Below are 20,547 nucleotides of genomic sequence, written 5' to 3'. Positions count from 1 at the left end.
GCTGACCTCCTACCAGCAGGGATGGTGAATCTGATTCGTCGAAAACCCGAAACCCAAAACCGGCGCCGACTCACAAAGGACTCACCACCGTCTCAAACAGGTCCCAAGACACGATTCAGAGACATCGAACTACGCTCTAGCACGCGTTCTTCGGCTTGATTTCCAGCTTCTGCAAGGTCGCGCGGATGGCGTAGTCGCCATAATCGAAGACGATATCGTCGACCACGCCATTGTCGTAGAGCCGATAGCCGATTTCGTAGTCGGGCGAATCCTGCGCCTTGTCGGAGGTGAAATAGGCAAGGCGGACCCGCCAGGATCGCAGGCCTTTCAACGGGGCCAGCACCGGCGTCTCGCCAGCCTCGACGGGCAGCTCGCTGCCGATGAAGCCGCCGACATCGGTATAGCCGTCCGCCGAGGAGCCGTCATAGACCGGGGCCTGCAGCCAGTTCTTGCCCTCATGCGCCAGCGCCAGCAGGCGGATCGTGTGCTGGGTCGGGAACAGTATCCCCGGCGGCAGCGCCAGCTCGACGCCCTCAGGCAGGGAGAAACGGACCAGACCGGCATCTCCCTCGCTGGCGGTGGCTTCCCCGTCGAGCTCCTGATCGACATCGCCGTTCAGCACATCCTTGAGCTTGAAGCGGAACTGCGCGCCGTCCTGCGCCTCCCAGGAATTGAGCGTCATGTCGCTCAGGCTGGGGCCGTCCTCGGTGTTGGTCTCGATCACGAAACGCTGGTTCAGCGTATATCCGGCCTCGCAGTCGTTGGCGAATTCCAGGCTGAGGCCGCCGGCGATGCCGTTGCGGTAGTTGCGCGGATCGAGGCGAGAAAAGGACAGCGTATAAAACGCCTTGTGGGATGCCAGATTATGGCCGATCGCCTGCGGCCCGCTCGCCGCGCTGCCGGCATTTCCGGCTGCAATCGGAACGACGCTCATGCCGGTCAGCAGGACGAGAAGGAAAAACAATCGCTGGATGGACAATTGCGGTCTCGGGTCCGATTGAGGCTTGCGATAAGGTAACCTTCGGGGGAGAAGAAGAAAACTGGCGGTCGCGTGAAAACTGCAGCTGCCTGAAAAAGAGCTTGGGGTCAGCCCCGTCACCCAGAGGCCGCCATGCCGAAACCGACTATTCTGGTCACCCGCCGCCTGCCCCCCGCCGTCGAGGCAAGGCTCAGGCGCGACTACGATGCCAAGCTCAACCAGGATGACCGGATTTACACCTCCGACGAGTTGGCCGCCCTGGCCGCAGATGCCGACGGCATGCTGATCTGCACATCGGAAAAGATCACGCCGGCCCTGGTTGAAAAGCTGCCGGACCGCCTGAAGGTCATCGCCACCTTTTCCGTGGGCTACGAGCATATCGATATCGCGGCCTGCGAAGCGCGCGGCATCGTTGCGGCCAATGCGCCCGGCACGATGACGGAGGCAACCGCCGATCTCGCGATGCTGCTGATCCTGGGCGCAGCCCGGCGCAGCTATGAAGCCCAGCAACTGGTCCGGCAGGGTCAGTGGAAAGGCTGGCACGCGACCATGCTGCTGGGCATCGACCTGCACGGAAAGCGGCTCGGCATCTACGGCATGGGCCGAATCGGTCAGGCGGTCGCCCGCCGCGCCCGCGGTTTCGGGATGGAGATTCACTATCACAATCGCAGCCGCCTGCCGCATGACCTCGAGGCGCAGGCGACATATCACGCAACGCTGGAAGACCTGCTGCGGGTCAGCGACATCCTGTCGATCAACGCGCCGTCGACGCCGGATACGCGCAACGCGCTGAATGCCGAGCGCATTGCCCTGCTGCCGGACGGGGCGGTCGTGGTCAATACCGCGCGCGGCGACATGATCGACGATGTAGCCCTGATCGGGGCCCTGAAATCGGGCAAGCTCCGGGCCGCCGGTCTCGATGTCTTTGCCGGCGAGCCGAACCTGCATAAAGACTTTCTTGCCCTGCCGAACGTCTATCTGCTGCCTCATATCGGCAGCGCCACGATCGAGACGCGCGATCGGATGGGATACGCCGCACTCGACAATATCGACGCGGCGCTGCAGGGCCGGCCTGCTCCGAACCGTCTGTGGTAAACCGGCAAAAACTGCCCGGTCGATATCAGCGCGATCTCGGTTTTCCGCCAAATATCGCTGGCATACCGCTTGCTTTACACAAGCTGAACATTTTGCCAGCAGCGGTTTCGTCATGTCTTTTGCGATGCCAGCCAACGATAGCCAGCCTTCGCGCTGGAGCCCGCCCGCGCCCGGCGATGCGCCGGAAGGGAAGCAGGACGCCCCTGGATTTGCCAGTCTGGTCCTGCGCCTGCGCCTATGCCTGCGGCGCGATCCGGACCCCCGCAAACGCGAACTGGTCGAGCATATCCTGACCGCGGCGGCAGAAAGCGAACAGCAGCTTGCCGAACTGGCCGAACGCGTCGCCGAGCTGGAGGCGCTGTCCACCACCGATGACCTGACGGGCCTGCCGAACCGTCGCGGCTTCGAACAATACATGCGGGCCGAACTGGCGCGCAGCCAGCGCGATGGCCGCGGCGGCAGCCTCGCCTTTCTCGATCTCGATTGTTTCAAGGCGATCAACGACCGCTATGGCCATGCGGCCGGCGATTCCGTGCTGTGCCAGGTGGCGCAGCGCCTGCGCCCGGCGGCCCGGGCGGCCGACTTCATCGCCCGGTTGCATGGCGACGAATTCGTCCTGGCGCTGTCGGGAGCCAGTCCGGAAAAGGCCACGCCCCGCATGACGGAGCTGATCAACCGGATCGAGCGGCAGCCGCTGCGCTTCGGCGATCAGCTGATTCCACTGGCCCTCAGCTATGGGCTTACCAGCTATGACGGCACCAGTACATTGGACAACCTGATCCGCGCCAGCGACCGGGCGATGTACGCGAACAAACAGGCCAGGCGGCCTGCCTCCCAAGGCGGAAAACCGGAGATCTGAGCACGTTGCCAGCCTGCTGCATCCAAGCTAGAACCGGTTGAAGCCCCTTCAGCCGTCTAGACTGGGAAAACCGCCATGAGCCATGAAGCCCGCGTTGCCGCCCTCAAGCTGGAACTGCCGCAGCCGACCGTGCCGGTCGCCAATTACGTCCCCTATGTGATCAGCGGCAATCTGGTCTTTGTCGCCGGCCAGATTCCCCTGTGGAACGGCGAGGTGCGCTATATCGGCCGCATCGGCGAAACCCTGTCTCTGGAAGATGGCGTCTCGGCCGCCCGCATCTGCGGCCTGAACATCATCAGCCAGGTCCGCGCCGCCTGCGGCGGCAACCTCGATCGGGTCAAGCGCTGCGTGAAGCTCGGCGGCTTTGTGAATTGCACGGCGGATTTCACCGACCAGCCCAAGGTGATCAACGGCGCTTCCGATCTGATGGTCGAGGTTTTCCAGGATGCCGGCAAACATGCCCGCTTCGCCGTCGGTGCCAATGTCCTGCCGCGCGGCGTCGCCGTCGAGGTCGAAGCCATTTTCGAGATTGCCTGACGAGACCATACCCCATGAGTCGACGTGAGCTTCCCAAGTGGCTGACCAAGACGCCGGTGGCGCATCGGGGCCTGCATGACATTGCCAAGGGCGTGCCGGAGAATTCCCGCCTCGCCTTCCAGAAGGCCATCGAGGCCGGTTATGCCATCGAACTCGATGTGCGCATTACCGGCGACAATCAGGTCGTGGTCTTCCACGACGAGGATTTACGGCGATTGTGCAGCCGGGACGGCATCGTCGGCCGCCTGCCGCTCTCCGAGCTGAAGACCTTCACCCTGTTGGGAACCGGGGAAACGGTACCCAGCTTCCGCGACGTGCTGGACTTTGTGAAAGGCCAGGTTCCGCTGGTGGTGGAGATCAAGAAGAACAAGGGCGAAGCCCCGGGCCTGCTGGAAGTGACTGTCGCCCGCATGCTGCAGCATTATCCGGGACCGTTTGTTGTGCAGTCGTTCAATCCGCGCACCGTGAAGTGGTTCCAGAAACATGCGCCGCAGATCGTGCGTGGCCAGATCGCCACGGATCTTGCCAATATGACCAAGGGCCTTAACTGGTTCGACAAGATTCGTTTGAAACACGCCTTGATGAGCGGTTACGGAGATCCCGATTACCTTGCCTATGACGTGCGCGACCTGCCGTCGGAGCTGACGGCGGCGGCGCGGCGGCGCGGCATACCGATCCTGAGCTGGACGGTGCGCTCGGCCACCGAACGGGCGCGGGCCGCGGCCCATGCCGACAACATCATCTTCGAGGACTTATCGGCAGCTTGATGGCCAGGGCAGCAGGGACTGCACCGACGATTACCATCCGGCCGCTCGAGCGGATCGCCGATGTCGCTGCAGCCGAGTGGGACCGCTGCGCCGGCCAGGACAATCCCTTCCTCGCCCATGCCTTCCTCGATGCGCTGGAGCAGTCCCGCTGCGTGACGCCGTGCACGGGCTGGCAGCCGATGCATCTGGTGGCCGAGGATACGCAAGGCACCGTCATCGGCGCGATGCCGCTTTATGTCAAAGGCCATAGCCAGGGCGAATACATCTTCGACCATGTCTGGGCCGAGGCCTACGCCCGCGCCGGCGGGCAGTATTACCCCAAACTGCTGGCGGCCGTGCCCTTCACGCCGGTGACCGGACCGCGCTTCCTCGTCGCGCCAGAGCAGGATTTCGCCACCGTCGCCGGTGCGCTGCTGCATGGCGCCCGCGAGCTGGTCCGCCGCCACGGCCTGTCATCCCTGCACGTCAATTTCCTGCCGAAGCGGGAAAGCGACTGGGCGCAAGGCGCCGGCATGCTGCTGCGGCTGGGCGAGCAATTCCACTGGACCAATGCCGGCTACCGCGACTTCGAGGATTTCCTCGCGCAGCTCGCGTCGCGCAAGCGCAAGGCGATCCGCAAGGAACGCCGCGAGGCCGTGGCGGACGGCATCGACATCGTGGCTCTCTCCGGCGACGAGCTGACAGAGGAGCATTGGGACGCCTTCTTCCATTTCTACATGGATACCGGCAGCCGCAAATGGGGCCGGCCGTATCTGAACCGCGACTTCTTCCGCCGCCTGCATGCAACCATGGCCGATCGCGTGGTCCTGGTCATGGCGCGGCGCAAGGGCCGCTGGATCGCCGGTGCCTGGAACATGCGCGGCGGCGACGTGCTCTACGGCCGCAACTGGGGCTGCATCGAGTATCACCCCTGCCTGCATTTCGAATGCTGCTACTACCAGGCCATCGAGTATGCCATCCGGCACGGCCTCAAGCGGGTCGAGGCCGGCGCCCAGGGCGAACACAAGCTGGCGCGCGGCTACCTGCCGACGCCGATCTATTCGGTGCACTGGCTGGCCGATCCGCGTTTCCAGGATGCCGTCGCCCGCTACCTGAAGGACGAGCGGGCCTATATGACCGGCCTGATCCAGGCACTGGACGAGCATTCGCCGTTCCGCCAGGTCGGCCCGCCACCGGAAACGGAATAGCGCCGCGCCAAATGGCGGGATAGAATGCCGGGCGGCTGCCCAGGGAGGAAGACACAATGACTTTGCCGCATGACGCCGGGTGCATCTTCTGCAAGATCGTCAAAGGCGAAGCGCCGAGCTTCAAGCTTTATGAAGACGATCTCACCTTCGCCATCATGGACATCAACCCCTTCAATCACGGCCATGCCCTGGTACTGAGCAAGGGCCATTATGCCAATCTGCATGAAGCGACGGAGGACAGCGTCTCCGCCGTGGCGCGCACCGCCAAGAAGATCGCCGCCGCCGTCGCCGACGCGGTCAAGCCCGACGGGATCAACATCGTTCAGGCCAACGGTCAGGGTGCCGCGCAATCGGTGCTGCATTACCATGTCCATGTCCTGCCGCGTCGGATCGGCGACAATGCCAAGCTGAACTGGAACCTCACCCCGGGCGATCACGAATCGATCGCCAAACTGGCCGCCGATATCCGGGCGCGCCTGTAGGCCGCGCCGCATGATCGGCAAGGCGGCCATCGGCATTTCCCTGCTGGCGCTGGCATTGCCGGCAGCCTTGCCGGCGATGGCGCAGGATTGGCCCGCGCGCTGCCGCAACGACGCCGCGCGCGGATTGACCGCGGCATGCGAACAGGCCGTGCAGGCCGATCCCGACGATCCGGAACTCTACGCCCTGCTCGGCCAGGGCTATTTCACGGCTGGCTCCTACCTTGAGGGCCTGCAGATCATGCGGATCGCCATCGAGAAATCGCATGGCGCACCGGACTATCGCTATCGCTTCGCCGGCTATGCGGCGCTGATCAATGAATTCGTCGAGGCGGCCGACGAGTTGAAGCAGATCGTCGCCGTGCGGCCTGACGACGTGAAGGCCTGGTCGCTGCTGGCGGACTGCTACCGTTTCCTGAAAGACGACAGCGGAGCCCTCCTGGCGAGCAGGAATGCCGCCGAGCTGGGCGACGCCGCCGAAGCCTATGCATTGGCCGGCCGCTACGCCGAAGGCATCGGCGTGGCGCAGGATTTCCATCAGGAGCAGGATTGGCTCGAGCGGGCGGCCGGCGAAGGCTATGTCGCAGCGATGCAGGACCTGGTGAGGTTCTACGCCGACGGCCGCCCCGGCATTCCCGCCGACGCCGTGAAGCGGCGTCAGTGGGAAGCTGCGGTCAAACGGGCGATGCAGCCCGACTGACGATCAGCCCGTCAGTTGGCGTATTCCGGCACCTTGCCGCCGCCATCCGGCGAACCATCCGTGGAGCCGCTGCCCTTCGATCCTCCGCCCTTTTCGGCGGTGATCTCGAAATCGAGCTTGCCGCCGACGACCTTCACCAGGATATGGCCACCCTTGACCAGCTTGCCGAACAGCAATTCGTCGGCCAGCGGCTTCTTGATGTTTTCCTGGATCACACGGCCAAGCGGACGCGCGCCATAGAGCTTGTCGTAACCGCGTTCGGCCAGCCAGGAGCGCGCCTCGTCGGTGAGCGAAATGGTGACGTTGCGATCCGCCAGTTGCCCTTCGAGCTGTGCCACGAACTTGTCGACGACCCGGCTGATGATCTCGGGCGAGAGCGCGGCGAAGGGGATCACCGCATCCAGGCGGTTGCGGAATTCCGGCGTGAACAGGCGCTTGATCGCTTCCTCGTCCTCGCCCTCCTTCATGCCGCGCCCGAAGCCGATGGCCTGCCGCGACATCTCCGACGCGCCGGCATTGGTGGTCATGATCAGCACCACGTTGCGGAAATCGACGCTCTTGCCGTTGTTGTCGGTCAGCTTGCCGTGGTCCATCACCTGCAGCAGGATGTTGAAAAGATCGCCGTGCGCCTTCTCGATCTCGTCCAGCAGCAGCACGCAATGCGGATGCTGATCGACCGCATCGGTCAGAAGACCGCCCTGATCGAAGCCGACATAACCCGGCGGCGCACCGATCAGGCGCGAGACGCTGTGCCGCTCCATGTATTCCGACATGTCGAAGCGGATCAGTTCGACGCCCATGATGGCCGCCAACTGGCGCGCCACCTCGGTCTTGCCGACGCCGGTCGGACCGGAGAACAGGTAACAGCCGATCGGCTTCTCCGGCTCGCGCAGGCCCGCGCGGGCCAGCTTGATCGCGCTGGACAGGGCCTCGATGGCCTGATCCTGGCCGTAGACCACGCGCTTGAGCTCGGCATCGAGATTCCGCAGGCTTTCCTTGTCCTCGCGCGATACCGACTTGGGAGGAATGCGGGCGATCTTGGCGACGATCGCCTCGATCTCCTTCACGCCGATGGTCTTGCGGCGCCGGCTTTCCGGCTTCAGCAATTCCGCCGCCCCGACTTCGTCGATCACGTCGATTGCCTTGTCCGGCAGCTTGCGGTCGTTGATGTATTTCGACGACAGCTCCACCGCGGCCTTGATCGCATCGTCGGTATAGCGCACGCCGTGATGCTGCTCATAGTAGGTCTTGATACCGCGCAGGATCTTCACCGCATCCGACATCGAGGGTTCGTTGACGTCGATCTTCTGGAAGCGGCGCAGCAGCGCGCGGTCCTTCTCGATATAGGAGCGGAATTCCTTATAGGTCGTCGAGCCGATGCAGCGCAGCGCGCCGGAGGCCAGCGCCGGCTTGAGAAGGTTCGAAGCATCCATGGCGCCGCCCGAGGTGGCGCCGGCGCCGATCACGGTATGCATCTCGTCGATGAACAGGATCGAGCCCGGCTGACTCTCCAGCTCCTGCATGACCTGCTTGAGACGCTCTTCGAAATCGCCGCGGTAGCGGGTGCCGGCGAGCAGGCTGCCCATGTCCAGGGCATAGATCACCGACTCCTTGAGCACTTCGGGAACCTCGCCGCGCACGATACGGCGGGCCAGACCTTCCGCAATCGCCGTCTTGCCGACGCCGGGATCGCCGACATAGAGCGGGTTGTTCTTGGTGCGGCGGCACAGGATCTGTATCGTCCGCTCGATCTCCGCCTCGCGTCCGATCAGCGCGTCGATCTTGCCCGCTTTCGCCTTTTCATTGAGGTTGACGCAATAGGCGTTGAGCGCCTCCTTGTCCTTGGCACTGCTGCGCTCGCGCTCGCCGCGATCCGCGCGCTCGGCCCTCTGCTCGACATCGCTGTCGGCGCCGCGCACCGGACGGCGATCGCTGCGGCCCGGCGCCTTGGCGACGCCATGGCTGATATAGCTGACCGCGTCCAGCCGGGTCATGTCCTGCTCCTGCAGGAAATGGACGGCGTGGCTTTCGCGTTCGGAGAAGATCGCAACCAGCACGTTGGCGCCGGTCACCTCCTCGCGGCCCGATGACTGGACGTGGAACAAGGCGCGCTGCACGGCGCGCTGAAAGCTCAAAGTCGGCTTGGCGTCCTGGGGAATGCCGACCACCAGGCCGCGCAGTTCCTCGTCGATGAAGGTCCCCAGCCGCTGCCGCAGCTTCTCGACATCGACGTTGCAGGCGCGCAGAACCGCAATGGCATCCTGATCTTCGGTCAATGCAAAGAGCAGATGCTCCAGCGTCGCGAATTCATGCTTCTTGGCGCCGGCGAGCGAAAGAGCCCGATGCAGCGTCTGCTCCAACGTGCGCGAAAAGGATGCCATGCGCCTTACGCCTCCATCCATCCGGTCTCAGACCGGGTCTCGATTACAGAACTCACTCGACCGCTACTCACTGAACGCTCCTACACAGAAGCTACTCCGTATGATCAATCACGTTCCATTGTGCATTGCAGCGGGTGCTGATGCTGGCGCGAGAAATCGATCACCTGCGTGACCTTCGTCTCCGCCACCTCGTAGGTGAACACGCCGCAGATGCCGACCCCTTTCTGGTGCACATGCAACATGATGCGCGTAGCTTCCTCGCGCGGTTTATTGAAGAAACGTTCCAGCACATGAACGACGAACTCCATCGGAGTGTAATCGTCATTCAACAGCAGAACCTTATACATGGGCGGTTTCTGCGTCTTCGGCCGGGTCTTGGTGACCACGCCGACCTCGGTGCGCCCGCGCCCGTCACGTCCATCCCGTTCGCTCATGCCCTGAACCCAGCTGCAGCGGCGTCCTCAACCGAGGACACACGGAGGATGATATGGCTTCACCGTTAAAAAATACCAGCACCGGACGAACAAAAAAAGAGCCCGGCTACGCAGCCGGGCTGTTGTATGCAATGCGGGCAATCCTGGCGCCGCGGGGGCGGCGCCAGGCCACGGTCACAATCAGGCGGCCAGCGGCTTCACCATTCTCTCGACGGCGGCCTGAAGCTGGGCGTTGATCGGCGCGAAAGCCTCCTGGGCCGTCTTGGCCGCGACTTCGCTGATCTTCGTGGTATGCGCGGTGTAGGCCTCGAAGGCGTTCTTGGCGAAATCGTTCTGCAGTTCAATCAATTCCTGCAGGGTCTTCACGCCCATCATCGCCTTGGCGGTGGAAATCTGGTCTTCGAACTGGCTCTTGCTGAAGGCCAGAAGCTCCGCGTTGATCGCTTCGAAGCCCTTCGCGGTGACATTGCCGGCGCTGACGATCGCGTCAACCTGGTCCTTGCCCAGCTTGGCAACATCGTCAACGCTCTTGGCAACGGCGTCGAAACGCTGCTTGCTCATCGCGATGGCCTTTTCAACGGCCTCGGTGCCCGCCTTCATCGCCTTCTCCATCTGCTCCTTCGAAACCGAAACGACGCTTTCATAGGCGTTGCCGGTCACGTCGAAGGCACTGCCGTTGGTCACTTCGGCCTCGGTCTTGGGGGTCTTGATCTTGGTAGCCATAGGGGGTCGTCCTTGCTTGTCCGGTTTTGTAACGGGGCCAGACCCGCAGAGCGGGGACGGCTATAATGCTGCGCTGCAATATGGTAGTTTCTAAGCCTTCGCCCGGGGCGAGTCAACAGAAATTTTGTGCGATGCACAAAAAATTGCTGCGCCGCCTAACGAAACACTACTTTTCTCAATAATTCCAGCTAGTTGATCGTCCCCTGGCTGTACTGCAGCCCGTTATCGCCGACCTGGAACCGGCGCGGGATATAGCGGCGGCCGGTCGCCGGATCATTCATCAGATAGATGCTATAGGGCGGCAGCGCGACCTCGTAGGGCCGCCGTGCCGGCACACCCGTCTTGTCATATGGCAGGACCGCCTCCAGCAGCGGCACGGCCATACGGTCGAATTCGGGCGACGGAGAGCCCCAGGCATGGAAGTGAAATTCGCCGTTGCGGCAGGCGCTGGCGGTCCAGAAGAAGCTGTCGCCGCGCAGGAAAAGCCCTTTCGGCGCGGCCTGCTCAAACCCCGCCTCCGTCAAGGCTGACTTGATCTTGGCGAAATCTGCGTCGCTGAGGCGGTACATCGCCGATTGGCCGCGCCACGGCGCCAGAGGATCCTGCAGGGAAATCGGATTGCGGGAATCGTTCAGATTGGCCGGCCCGACGACGCGTGCCTCCAGCATGGCCCCGCCCTCGGGCAGTTCATGGATGTCGTAGGTCCGCTGCTGTTCGCGCTCGACGGCATTGTAGACCAGCCGGTAGACGGCTGGCTGGCCAGGTGCGCAGGCCCTGGCAATGTCGTCGCCGCCGACGTAGCGGTCCCAGGTCAGACTGCGAAGGAAAGGATTGTCCGTGGGACCGATGGCGGCACACCCTGCCCCCAGGGCGGCGACACCCAAGACCATGATCCGCCAGATGAACCGTTTGTTAAAACTTATGGCCATATTGTGGCTCTTTCGCGCTGAACCGCTGTCACTATTTGGCGTGAATCCATGCAGATTCAACCTGTTAGGAAACATTCCGCTGGACAAGGTGGTCCATGGTTAATACTCTTTCTCCCGATTCGCGACCAGGGGGGAGCCCGGGCGCTGTCAGGATACAGTTTCAGCGTAACCGAGTTGAGGGGGCAATGCGGCACTTTGGCATCGCGAGCGGGCGGGGTTTATTGACACTAGCCTTGATTGGTCTTGCCGGCCTCCTGTTCCTCTCCACCCTGTCCCAGTCTGCCCATGCTGCCGCTTATTCGGCCATCGTGGTCGACGCCGACGACGGCAAGGTTCTGCACGCCTACAAGCCGGACGCCCCGCGCTATCCGGCGTCGCTGACCAAGATGATGACCCTTTACCTGGCCTTCGACGCCCTGAAGGCCGGCCGGCTGAAACTGAACCAGAAACTGCCGATCTCTGCCCATGCCGCGGCCCAGCCCTATGGCATCGACCTGCGCGCCGGGCAAACCATCACCGTGCATGACGCCATCCTGGCTGCCATCACCAAGTCGGCCAACAACGCGGCTGTGGTGCTGGCGGAGGCGATCGGCGGCACCGAGGCTAAATTCGCCGAGATGATGACCAAGCGTGCCCACCAGCTCGGCATGACCAATACGGTATTCAAGAATGCCTCCGGCCTGCCGAACCGACATCAGAAGAGCACCGCGCGCGACATGGCCAAGCTCGGCATCGCCCTGGTGAAGAACCACAAGGATTATTATTCGTACTTCTCCACCGCCGAGTTCGAGTGGAAGGATGCGGTGATCCCCAATCACAACCACATCCTGACCCGCTACGAAGGCGCAGACGGCATCAAGACAGGCTACATCGCCGCCTCGGGCTTCAATCTGGTCGCCTCGGCCAAGCGCGACGGGCATCGCATCGTCGCCGTGGTATTCGGCGGCAGCAGCGTCAAAGCGCGCGACAACCGCATGATCCAGCTGCTGGACACCGGCTTCGCCAAGATCGAGAACGACGACGCGCCGGCGACGATGGTGGCGGACAAGAGCGAGAGCAGCGGCTTCGGCCTGATCTCGAATGCCGAGGCGACTCCCGCCGCCCCGATCAACGCCAAGGCCTTGAAGAACGCCGACGATGCGGCCGGAGACTGGGCCGTGCAACTTGGCGCCTTCCGCAAGGCTTCGTCGGCCGAACACCTGCTGCGCAAGGTCCGCGGCAAGCTGCCTTCTGCGGAGCCGCTGGTCGACCCTGTCCAGTCCGGCAGCAAAAAGCTGTACCGTGCCCGGTTCACCGGCCTGAGCGAAGCTGACGCCCGCAGCGCCTGTCAGAAGCTGAAGCGGGAGAAGATGAACTGTTCGGTGATATCGCCGGACGCCGGCTGATCGCACTCGCTCGGGATAAAATCGCAGCCGCGGCACCTCTGCCGCGGCTTTTTCGTTCACCCCCTCGATTGCTGCCATGCAGGCATAAACATTGGCCTGCTGCGTTGCTTTTCCGGCAGCGTCCAGGCGCTATATGATGCAAGGCAACGATAACGTATCCCCGCCCGCCCAACCCGAACCAGTCGATGCTGCTCAGCCAAATCGAGACCAAGCCTTCAATGGCTTTCGTCGCCGTCCGCGTCTTGCTTCCTTTCGCCTGCGGCTATTTCCTCTCCTATCTTTTCCGCAGCGTGAATGCGGTCATTGCACCCAATCTGCAGCATGACCTCGGCATCGGCGCGGGCGATCTCGGCACGCTGACGGCGGCCTTTTTCATCACCTTCGCGGCGGCGCAGCTTCCGGTCGGCATCCTGCTCGACCGCTACGGCCCGCCGAAGGTGCAGGCCGGCCTTCTGATCATCGGGGCGCTGGGCGCGGCGCTCTTCGCCACAGCCGGCAATCTCACCCTGCTGGCTTTCGCGCGCTCGCTGATCGGCCTGGGCTTCGCCGGCGGCCTGATGAGCGCGATGAAGGCTATCGCCATCTGGCTGCCGCGCGAGCGCTGGGCCGTCGCCAATGGCGTCTTCCTGACCGCCGGCGGCATTGGCGCCCTCGTCGCCACGGTGCCGGTGGAATGGAGCCTGCAATATACGAGCTGGCAGATGCTGTTCTGGTTCCTGGGCGGCTTCGCGGTTCTGGCCGCCCTGCTGATCTACTTCGTGGTCCCCGACGAGGGCGGCGGCAGCGACAACAGCCTGATCGCCCAGCTCAAGGATTGCGGGATCTTTCTGCTGGACCGCCATTTCTGGCGGATCGCGCCGGTCTCGATCATGGGCATGGGCAGCGGCATGGCGATCCAGACCCTGTGGTGCGGCCCGTTCCTGCGCGATGTCGGCGGCCTCAATCAGGCCGAGGCGGCCCGGATCCAGTTCATGCTGGCCGTCGCGCTGACCGTCGGCTTTACCCTGACCGGGATCATTGCCGACCGCCTGCAGCGTTTCGGCATCACGCTCGCCCAGACGATGGCGACGACGACGCTGCTCTATATCGTCTGCCTCTGCCTGCTGACCGCCGGCTTCGTCCCCGCCAGCCCCCTGCTCTGGATTGCCTTCGGCGTGATCTCGATGACCACGGTGCTGGCCTATCCGATCACCAGCGGCATGTTCCCGGTCGAAAAGTCAGGCCGCGTGAATGCGCTGCTGAATGCGGTGGTGTTCGGCCTCACATTTATCATCCAGGCCGGAATGGGCTGGCTGATCGACCTCTGGCCGAAAGCCGTCGACGGCCGCTACCCGCCCGAGGCCTATAGCTGGGCCTTCGGCATTCCGACCGCCCTGCTGATTCTCTCGCTGGTCTGGTACGTCCTGCCGCGCCGGGACAGTTAGCCGGAAGCCTTGGGGGCGACCACCGGCCGGCCGATCGAGTGATAGGTGAAGCCGGCCTGCTGCATCTCGGCCGGCTTGTAGATATTGCGCAGATCGACCATCAGCGGCTGCTTGAGCAAGGTTTTCAGCCGCCGCAGATCCAGGGCGCGGAACTGGTTCCACTCGGTCAGGATAGCCAGGGCATCAGCCCCATTCGCCGCATCGTAGGCGTCGCTGCACCAGACCACATCCTTCAGCAGCTTTTTCGCTTCCGGGATGCCCTCCGGATCGTAAGCCCGCACGGTCGCGCCCGCCGCCTGCAGGGTCGGGACGATGTCCAGGCTGGGGCTGTCGCGCATGTCGTCGGTTTCCGGCTTGAAGGTCAAGCCCAGCACCGCAACGGTCTTGCCGGCAACGGAATCGCCGCAGGCGCCGATGATCTTGTCGGCCATGTGCCGCTTGCGCCGGTCATTGATGTCGATGACCGTCTCAATGATGCGCAGCGGCGCCTGATACTTCCGGCCGGTCGCGACCAGCGCCAGGGTATCCTTGGGAAAGCACGAGCCGCCATAGCCCGGACCGGCATGCAGGAATTTGGAGCCGATGCGGCCATCCAGGCCGATGCCGCGGGCGACGTCCTGAACGTTGACCTTGACCCGCTCGCAGAGGTCGGCCACCTCGTTGATGAAGGTGATCTTCATCGCCAGGAAGGCATTGGCGGCATACTTGATCAGCTCGGCGGTTTCCAGCTCGGTGAACAGGATCGGGGTTTCGTTCAGATAGAGCGGCCGGTACAGGTTGCGCAGAATCTCGCGCGAGCGCTCGCTCTGGGCGCCGCAGACGACGCGATCCGGCCGCATGAAATCCTCGATGGCAGCGCCCTCGCGCAGGAATTCCGGATTCGAAGCGACCTCGAAATCGGCATCCGGCCGCGTCTCGCGGATGATGCGCTCGACCTCGCGGCCGGTGCCGACCGGCACGGTCGATTTCGTGACCACCAGGGTGAAGCCGTTCATGGCTTGGGCGATCTCTTTGGCGGCCGCATAAACGTAGGACAAATCCGCTTCGCCATCGCCGCGCCGCGACGGAGTGCCGACGGCGATGAACACGGCATCGGCGCCGTCGACGGCCGCCTTGATGTCCTGAGTGAACGACAGCCGGCCGGCTTTTACGTTGCGGTCGACCAGATCCTCCAGCCCGGGCTCGAAAATCGGGATTTCACCCCGCTGGAGCGCGGAAATGCGGTCCGGGTTTTTGTCGACGCAGATAACGGTATGGCCGAACTCCGAAAAACAGGTACCGGACACCAGGCCAACATAGCCGGTGCCAATCATTGCCACACGCATGGTCTACCCCCAGGGTCCGCAGACGATCAAAGCTGCTTGTTTACGTCACGAAGGATCGCTTCGACTTCGCCCCGCATATCCGAACGCGCCAGGGCAAAAGCAATATTAGCATGCAGGAAGCCGACCTTGTCGCCGCAATCATACCGCGTGCCGCTGAAGCGCAGGCCGTGGAACGGCACTTCGCCGATCATGCGGGCCAGAGCATCGGTCAGCTGAATTTCGCCGCCGGCACCGCGCGGCACCTGGTCCAGGTGGTCGAAAACCGACGGCTGCAGGATGTAGCGGCCGATCACCGCGGTCCGGCTGGGCGCCTCGGCCGGTGCCGGCTTCTCCACCAGCCCTTTGACCTCGACCAGCCGCTCGCCGTCCTTGCCCGGCTTGACGATGCCGTAACGCTTGGTGTGCTCCTGCGGCACGTCCATGGCGGCGATGATGTTGCCGCCGACGTCGTTGTAGGCCTCGACCATCTCAGCCAGGCAGCCCTCCTTGGACAGGATCAGGTCGTCGGCCAGCAATACGGCAAACGGCTCATCGCCGACCAGCGCCTTGGCGCAGCGCACCGCATGGCCCAGGCCGTGCGGGTCCATCTGACGGGTATAGGAAACCTGGCCTGCTTTCGGCACCCAGCCGACGATCGACTCCAGAAGGTCGCGTTTTTCGCGCTCCCGCAGCACGCTTTCCAGCTCGTAGGAGCGGTCGAAATGATCCTCGATCGCCTGCTTGCCGCGGCCGGTGACAAAGATGAATTCCTCGATGCCTGCCGCCTGGGCTTCCTCGACGGCATATTGGATCAGCGGCTTATCCACAACGGGCAGCATCTCCTTCGGCATCGCCTTGGTGGCCGGCAGGAAACGGGTGCCAAGTCCACCGACAGGAAACACGGCTTTGCGGATCGGACGTTTCATGATCTGGACTCTCTCGTTTTTGGCGGTTTCACAGATTCGGGCCCCCGCGTCGCGCGGTTTTACGCTGCCGCAGATTGCGGCGCAACGGCTGCCCTGTGACCGTTCCGGTCCTCCATGGCGGGGTAATGGGGCAAAATTTTGGCCCGTTTTCAACGCCTTCCTGGCACATCAAGGGCCCTCTTTCCCGCTGGGCTTGCCTTTCCTGAACGGCTCCGCCGCCCTATCATGCCGACGAAACTAGTGGAGGATGCCGATGTCGGCCGCACCCCAGATTCAACCAGATACGCCGCCCGTGCTCCGCGACCAGCCGGAAGCGGGTCTTGTGCGCCTGACCCTCAACCGCCCGAAGGCCTATAACAGCCTGTCGGTTGGATTGATGACAGCGCTGCAAAACGAGCTGGATGCCATCAGGGCGGACCGCAGCGTCAAGGTCGTCATCATCGCCGCCAACGGCCCGGGCTTCTGCGCCGGGCACGACCTGAAAGAGGTTCGCGCCAATCCCGGCCGCCAGGCGGCCGAGGCGCTGTTCCGGCAATGCTCGATGCTGATGCAATCAATCATCGCCCTGCCCCAGCCGGTCATCGCCCAGGTGCATGGCATTGCGACGGCGGCCGGCTGCCAGCTGGTCGCAAGCTGCGATCTTGCCGTCGCCGCCGAGACGGCCCGTTTCGCCACGCCAGGCGTCAATATCGGCCTGTTCTGCTCGACCCCCATGGTGGCGCTGTCGCGCAGTGTCTCCCGCAAGCACGCGATGGAGATGCTGCTGACGGGTGAGATGGTCGCTGCCTCCCGCGCCCGCGAGCTCGGGCTGGTCAACCGCGTGGTGCCGGAAGACGAACTCGACAGCGCGGTTCTGTCGCTGGCCGGAATGATCGCCTCGAAATCGCCGCTGACGGTGAAGATCGGCAAGGAAGCGTTCTACCGCCAGCTCGAGATGCCGCTGGCGCAAGCCTATGATTACGCCAGCCGGGTGATGACGGAAAACCTGCTGGCGCGCGATGCCGCCGAGGGCATCGACGCCTTCATCGAAAAGCGCGAACCGAAATGGCAGGGCTGCTAGGGTCATGACTGCGACTTTGGAAAAGATCGACCACGACAATTACGACGACGATTACATCCGGGGCATCCTGCGCAAGGTGAATGTCATCGCCATGGTGGGCGCCAGCGCCAACTGGAACCGGCCATCCTACTTCGCGATGAAATATCTGCAGCAGAAGGGCTATCGCGTCATCCCGGTCAATCCGAAGGAAGCCGGCCAGGAAATCCTGGGCGAAAAGGCCTACGCCTCCCTGAGCGACATCCCGGTCAAGGTGGACATGGTCGACTGCTTCCGCGCCTCGGCAGCGATACCGCCGATTGCCGAGGACGCCATCAGGATCGGCGCCAAGGTCTTGTGGATGCAACTCGGCGTGCGCAATGACGAGGCGGCGCAAAAGGCTGAAGCCGCCGGCCTGAAAGTGGTGATGAACCGCTGTCCGAAAATCGAATTCGGGCGCCTGAGCCGCGAAATCGGCTGGATGGGCGTCAATACCCGCGTGATCAACAGCAAGAAGCAGAACAGGATCTGAGTATGGCTTCGGATAAGGCCACAAACCAGCGTACCGCCGCAAATACCTCGCCATACGGCTTCGATACGCTGCAGGTTCATGCCGGCACCGCGCCCGATCCGGCGACGGGCGCGCGCACCACGCCGATCTATCAGACGACGGCTTACGTCTTCGACGATGCCGACCATGCCGCCTCGCTGTTCAATCTGCAAACCTTCGGCAACATCTATACCCGCATCGGCAATCCGACCACGGCCGTGCTGGAGCAGAAGGTGGCGGCACTGGAGAACGCCCGCGCCGCGACGGCGGTGGCAACCGGCCATGCCAGCCAGGCCGTCGCCTTCCACATGCTGATGAATCCGGGCGACCATATCGTCGCGTCGCGCAAGCTCTATGGCGGCTCGATCACGCAGCTCGGCATCAGCTTCAAACGCTTTGACTGGCACACCACCTTCGTCGATCCGGACGATATCGCCGGCTTCGCGGCGGCGATCACGCCGAAAACCAAGGCGATCTTCGTCGAAAGCCTGGCCAATCCAGGCGGCGTGATTTCGGATATCGAGGCGCTGGCGGATGTGGCCCATCAGGCCGGCATTCCGCTGATCGTCGACAATACGATGGCGACGCCTTACCTCTGCCGCCCGATCGAATGGGGCGCCGACATCGTCCTGCATTCGGCGACCAAGTTCCTTGGCGGTCATGGCAATTCGATGGGCGGCGTGATCGTCGATTCCGGCCAGTTCGATTGGGCCCAGAACGGCAAGTTTCCGCACCTGTCGCAGCCTTCCCCCGCCTATCACGGCCTCACCTTCTGGGAGACTTTCGGCGACATGGCCTTTGCCGTCGCCTGCCGCGCCGTCAGCCTGCGCGACCTCGGTCCGACGATCTCGCCTTTCAACGCCTTCATGATCCTGACCGGCATGGAGACCTTGAGCCTGCGCATGCGCAAGCATTGCGATAACGCCCTCGCAATCGCCGAATTCCTGTCCAGGCATCCGAAGGTCGAATGGGTCTGCTATGCCGGGCTGGAAACGGACCGCTATCACAAGCTGGCGAAGAAATACCTGCCCAAGGGCGCCGGCTCGGTCTTCACCTTCGGCCTGAAGGGCGGCTACGAGGCCGGTCTGAAGCTGGTCGAGACGGTGAATATCTTCTCGCATCTCGCCAATATCGGCGACACGCGCAGCCTGATCATCCACCCGGCTTCGACCACGCATCGCCAGCTCACGCCCGAGCAGCGCGAGGCGGCCGGCGCCGGCGATAATGTGGTGCGTCTATCCATCGGCCTCGAGGATGTCAAAGACCTGATCAAGGACCTCGACAAGGCGTTGAACGCCTGACCTATTCCGCCGCCTGCGGCTCGGCCATCATTGTGGGCTTGCCATCGCGCGGCAGCAGGATGGCAAAGATGCCCGCCCCGGCGGCACAGGCCGCCAGCAGGATGAACAGCACATCCAGCGTGCCGGTCAGCTTGTAGATCAGCGGGATCACCGCCACGCCGATCGAGGAGACGCCGAGCGTCAGTACGAATTTGCCGCCGAAGGCACGGCCCCGCCATTGCGGCGGCGTGTATTTCGCCAGCAGCGAATTCTCTGCCGGCTGTCCCGCGACATTCAGGCTGACCATCAGGGCGGCGACGCCCACCAGCGCGGGATGGATGACCGTCATGGCGAAAATGATCACCGGAATCTGCAGCCATTGCACGGCGATATAGACGCTGCGCAGCGAGAAGCGGTCTGCCAGCTCGCCGCCGATGAGCTGCGACAGGGCCGAACAGGTATAGACGATGGTCACCATGCCGCCGATGCCGAAGACACTGTCGTGGAAGAAATCCGCCAGACGCTCGTCGAACACTTTCGGCAGGGCGAAAGCAGTGGCCTGAAAGATCAAGCCGGTGCAGAGCATGGTGGCCGACATGACCCAGAAGACGCGCCAGATGTCGCTTTTGCCCGGCGCGGGCTGCGGCACGAGATCCTCGCCGCGATCAAGCAGCAGGCCGGTCTGGCGTGCCCATAAAAAGGCGACGCCGACGATCAGGCAGACCACGCCCGGCACGATGAAGGCCGCCCGCCAGCCATAGAGATCCGCCAGCACGCCCGCCACCAGAGCCGCGCCGGCGGTGCCGGCCGAACCGAACAAGCCATTGATCCCCAGCGCCCGGCCGCGATTGGTGGCGTTGCGCACCAGCCAGGGAATTCCGACCGGATGATAGATCGCCGCGAACAGCCCGATGCCGGCCAGGGCCAGGCAGATCGTCAGCGGCGTATTTGCCAAACCCGTCGCCACCGAGCAGGCGCCGACGCCGAGGAAGAACAGCGTCATCATGCCGGAGGCGCTCCAGCGGTCGCCCAGCCAGCCGGCCGGCAGCGCCGCGGCGCCGAACAGGATGCTCATCGGGATGGAGAGGGCGAATAGCGTGTCGTAGCCCATGCCCCATTCGCGCTCCAGCACCAGCACCACGGTGGCGTAGAGCAGCGTGAAGAGGTGCGAAAACGTGTGGGCAATGCTCGAAAAGCCGAGTGTCAGGAAGCTGGCATAGCGGGCCATGGGCGGTTCTCCTCCAGGGTGGGAGGTTATCAAACCATCCGCGCTCGGAACAATGCAGGAATTGCATGCCGACACTGCGCCGGCATCAAGGTTGGCGGATTTCCGGCTTTTCCATAACGCGGCCTTTGCATAAACATTTTCGCGGGGCCCGCCAGGCAGAGCGGGCCTAAAGGGGAAACGATGAAAACAAAACTCGCGGCGATTCTGTCTATTGGCGCTATCGCTTTTTTCGGCATCCATGCGGCGGATGCCCAGGTCAAAATCGATATCCCAAGCTACGATCTTCCGGCAATACCGACCTCTATGGTGGGCCGAAAGACGGCCTGAAGCAGGTTACCCTTACC

At 63.4% G+C, this 20,547-nt stretch carries 21 protein-coding genes; 13 read left to right on the top strand and 8 right to left on the bottom strand.

Annotated elements, in window-relative coordinates; genetic code table 11:
* Nucleotides 1–136: 136 nt before the first annotated feature.
* Nucleotides 137–979: a cell envelope integrity EipB family protein gene (locus VF194_RS07840; RefSeq protein ID WP_330889720.1), complete on the bottom strand. Its 843-nt coding sequence runs from the start codon at nucleotides 977–979 to the stop codon at nucleotides 137–139.
* Between the two features lie 132 nt (nucleotides 980–1,111).
* On the opposite strand from VF194_RS07840, the gene VF194_RS07835 reads away from it, so the two are divergent.
* The 7 genes from VF194_RS07835 (at nucleotide 1,112) to VF194_RS07805 (ending at nucleotide 6,603) form a co-directional block, all read left to right on the top strand.
* The gene (locus VF194_RS07835; RefSeq protein ID WP_330889718.1) at nucleotides 1,112–2,074 is read left to right on the top strand and encodes a D-glycerate dehydrogenase; all 963 of its coding nucleotides are present in this window, start codon (nucleotides 1,112–1,114) and stop codon (nucleotides 2,072–2,074) included.
* A gap of 112 nt (nucleotides 2,075–2,186) precedes the next feature.
* Nucleotides 2,187–2,933, top strand: a complete 747-nt coding sequence (locus VF194_RS07830) for a GGDEF domain-containing protein (RefSeq protein ID WP_330889716.1) — start codon at nucleotides 2,187–2,189, stop codon at nucleotides 2,931–2,933.
* Between the two features lie 75 nt (nucleotides 2,934–3,008).
* A complete protein-coding gene (locus VF194_RS07825) occupies nucleotides 3,009–3,470 on the top strand; it encodes a RidA family protein (protein ID WP_330889714.1) in 462 nt (153 codons plus the stop codon).
* A gap of 14 nt (nucleotides 3,471–3,484) precedes the next feature.
* Nucleotides 3,485–4,237 (top strand): glycerophosphodiester phosphodiesterase, encoded by a 753-nt coding sequence (locus VF194_RS07820; protein ID WP_330889712.1) that lies wholly within the window; start codon nucleotides 3,485–3,487, stop codon nucleotides 4,235–4,237.
* Nucleotides 4,237–5,424, top strand: coding sequence for a GNAT family N-acetyltransferase (locus VF194_RS07815; RefSeq protein ID WP_330889710.1), 1,188 nt, complete (start codon nucleotides 4,237–4,239; stop codon nucleotides 5,422–5,424). Before VF194_RS07820 ends, VF194_RS07815 begins: the two co-directional genes overlap by 1 nt.
* Before the next feature lie 56 nt (nucleotides 5,425–5,480).
* The gene (locus VF194_RS07810; RefSeq protein WP_330889708.1) at nucleotides 5,481–5,906 is read left to right on the top strand and encodes an HIT family protein; all 426 of its coding nucleotides are present in this window, start codon (nucleotides 5,481–5,483) and stop codon (nucleotides 5,904–5,906) included.
* A gap of 10 nt (nucleotides 5,907–5,916) precedes the next feature.
* A complete protein-coding gene (locus VF194_RS07805; protein ID WP_330889706.1) occupies nucleotides 5,917–6,603 on the top strand; it encodes a hypothetical protein in 687 nt (228 codons plus the stop codon).
* Between the two features lie 11 nt (nucleotides 6,604–6,614).
* Here the strand turns inward: VF194_RS07805 and clpA are convergent, their stop codons facing one another.
* From clpA to VF194_RS07785, 4 genes are all read right to left on the bottom strand, one after another.
* Nucleotides 6,615–8,984, bottom strand: a complete 2,370-nt coding sequence (gene clpA / locus VF194_RS07800) for an ATP-dependent Clp protease ATP-binding subunit ClpA (RefSeq protein ID WP_330889704.1) — start codon at nucleotides 8,982–8,984, stop codon at nucleotides 6,615–6,617.
* 104 nt (nucleotides 8,985–9,088) lie between these two features.
* Complete coding sequence (clpS, locus tag VF194_RS07795) at nucleotides 9,089–9,418, bottom strand: ATP-dependent Clp protease adapter ClpS (protein ID WP_330889702.1); 330 nt, start codon at nucleotides 9,416–9,418, stop codon at nucleotides 9,089–9,091.
* A gap of 180 nt (nucleotides 9,419–9,598) precedes the next feature.
* A complete protein-coding gene (locus VF194_RS07790) occupies nucleotides 9,599–10,141 on the bottom strand; it encodes a phasin family protein (RefSeq protein WP_330889700.1) in 543 nt (180 codons plus the stop codon).
* Between the two features lie 188 nt (nucleotides 10,142–10,329).
* Complete coding sequence (locus tag VF194_RS07785; protein ID WP_330889698.1) at nucleotides 10,330–11,070, bottom strand: hypothetical protein; 741 nt, start codon at nucleotides 11,068–11,070, stop codon at nucleotides 10,330–10,332.
* Between the two features lie 221 nt (nucleotides 11,071–11,291).
* Here VF194_RS07785 and VF194_RS07780 point away from each other — a divergent pair, with 221 nt between their 5' ends.
* Complete coding sequence (locus tag VF194_RS07780; RefSeq protein WP_330889696.1) at nucleotides 11,292–12,455, top strand: D-alanyl-D-alanine carboxypeptidase; 1,164 nt, start codon at nucleotides 11,292–11,294, stop codon at nucleotides 12,453–12,455.
* 185 nt (nucleotides 12,456–12,640) lie between these two features.
* Nucleotides 12,641–13,879: an MFS transporter gene (locus tag VF194_RS07775; protein ID WP_330889694.1), complete on the top strand. Its 1,239-nt coding sequence runs from the start codon at nucleotides 12,641–12,643 to the stop codon at nucleotides 13,877–13,879.
* Here the strand turns inward: VF194_RS07775 and VF194_RS07770 are convergent.
* Both VF194_RS07770 and galU read right to left on the bottom strand, forming a co-directional pair.
* Nucleotides 13,876–15,204 carry a UDP-glucose/GDP-mannose dehydrogenase family protein gene (locus VF194_RS07770; RefSeq protein ID WP_330889692.1) on the bottom strand — a complete coding sequence of 443 codons (1,329 nt, stop codon included), beginning with the start codon at nucleotides 15,202–15,204 and terminating at the stop codon, nucleotides 13,876–13,878. The genes VF194_RS07775 and VF194_RS07770 overlap by 4 nt on opposite strands.
* Nucleotides 15,205–15,230: 26 nt before the next feature.
* Nucleotides 15,231–16,109: a UTP--glucose-1-phosphate uridylyltransferase GalU gene (gene galU, locus VF194_RS07765; protein WP_330889690.1), complete on the bottom strand. Its 879-nt coding sequence runs from the start codon at nucleotides 16,107–16,109 to the stop codon at nucleotides 15,231–15,233.
* A 253-nt stretch (nucleotides 16,110–16,362) separates the two neighbouring features.
* Between galU and VF194_RS07760 the strand changes: the two genes are divergently transcribed.
* Genes VF194_RS07760 through VF194_RS07750 form a run of 3 tightly spaced genes read left to right on the top strand, consistent with a single transcriptional unit; the run spans nucleotide 16,363 to nucleotide 18,996 of the window.
* A complete protein-coding gene (locus VF194_RS07760) occupies nucleotides 16,363–17,169 on the top strand; it encodes an enoyl-CoA hydratase (RefSeq protein ID WP_330889688.1) in 807 nt (268 codons plus the stop codon).
* A 4-nt stretch (nucleotides 17,170–17,173) separates the two neighbouring features.
* Entirely contained in the window at nucleotides 17,174–17,677 is a 504-nt protein-coding gene (locus VF194_RS07755) for a CoA-binding protein (protein WP_330889686.1), read from the top strand.
* A gap of 2 nt (nucleotides 17,678–17,679) precedes the next feature.
* Complete coding sequence (locus tag VF194_RS07750; protein WP_330889684.1) at nucleotides 17,680–18,996, top strand: O-acetylhomoserine aminocarboxypropyltransferase; 1,317 nt, start codon at nucleotides 17,680–17,682, stop codon at nucleotides 18,994–18,996.
* Nucleotide 18,997: 1 nt separating this feature from the next.
* Here VF194_RS07750 and VF194_RS07745 read toward each other — a convergent pair whose 3' ends face one another.
* Entirely contained in the window at nucleotides 18,998–20,203 is a 1,206-nt protein-coding gene (locus VF194_RS07745) for an MFS transporter (protein WP_330889682.1), read from the bottom strand.
* 180 nt (nucleotides 20,204–20,383) lie between these two features.
* On the opposite strand from VF194_RS07745, the gene VF194_RS07740 reads away from it, so the two are divergent.
* Nucleotides 20,384–20,530, top strand: coding sequence for a hypothetical protein (locus tag VF194_RS07740; RefSeq protein WP_330889680.1), 147 nt, complete (start codon nucleotides 20,384–20,386; stop codon nucleotides 20,528–20,530).
* Nucleotides 20,531–20,547 lie beyond the last annotated feature (17 nt).

This window comes from Ferrovibrio sp., from assembly GCF_036381655.1.
Lineage (GTDB): Bacteria > Pseudomonadota > Alphaproteobacteria > Ferrovibrionales > Ferrovibrionaceae > Ferrovibrio.
The sequence above is the reverse complement of the archived record's forward strand: the minus strand, read 5'-3'. Positions and strand labels throughout refer to the sequence as shown.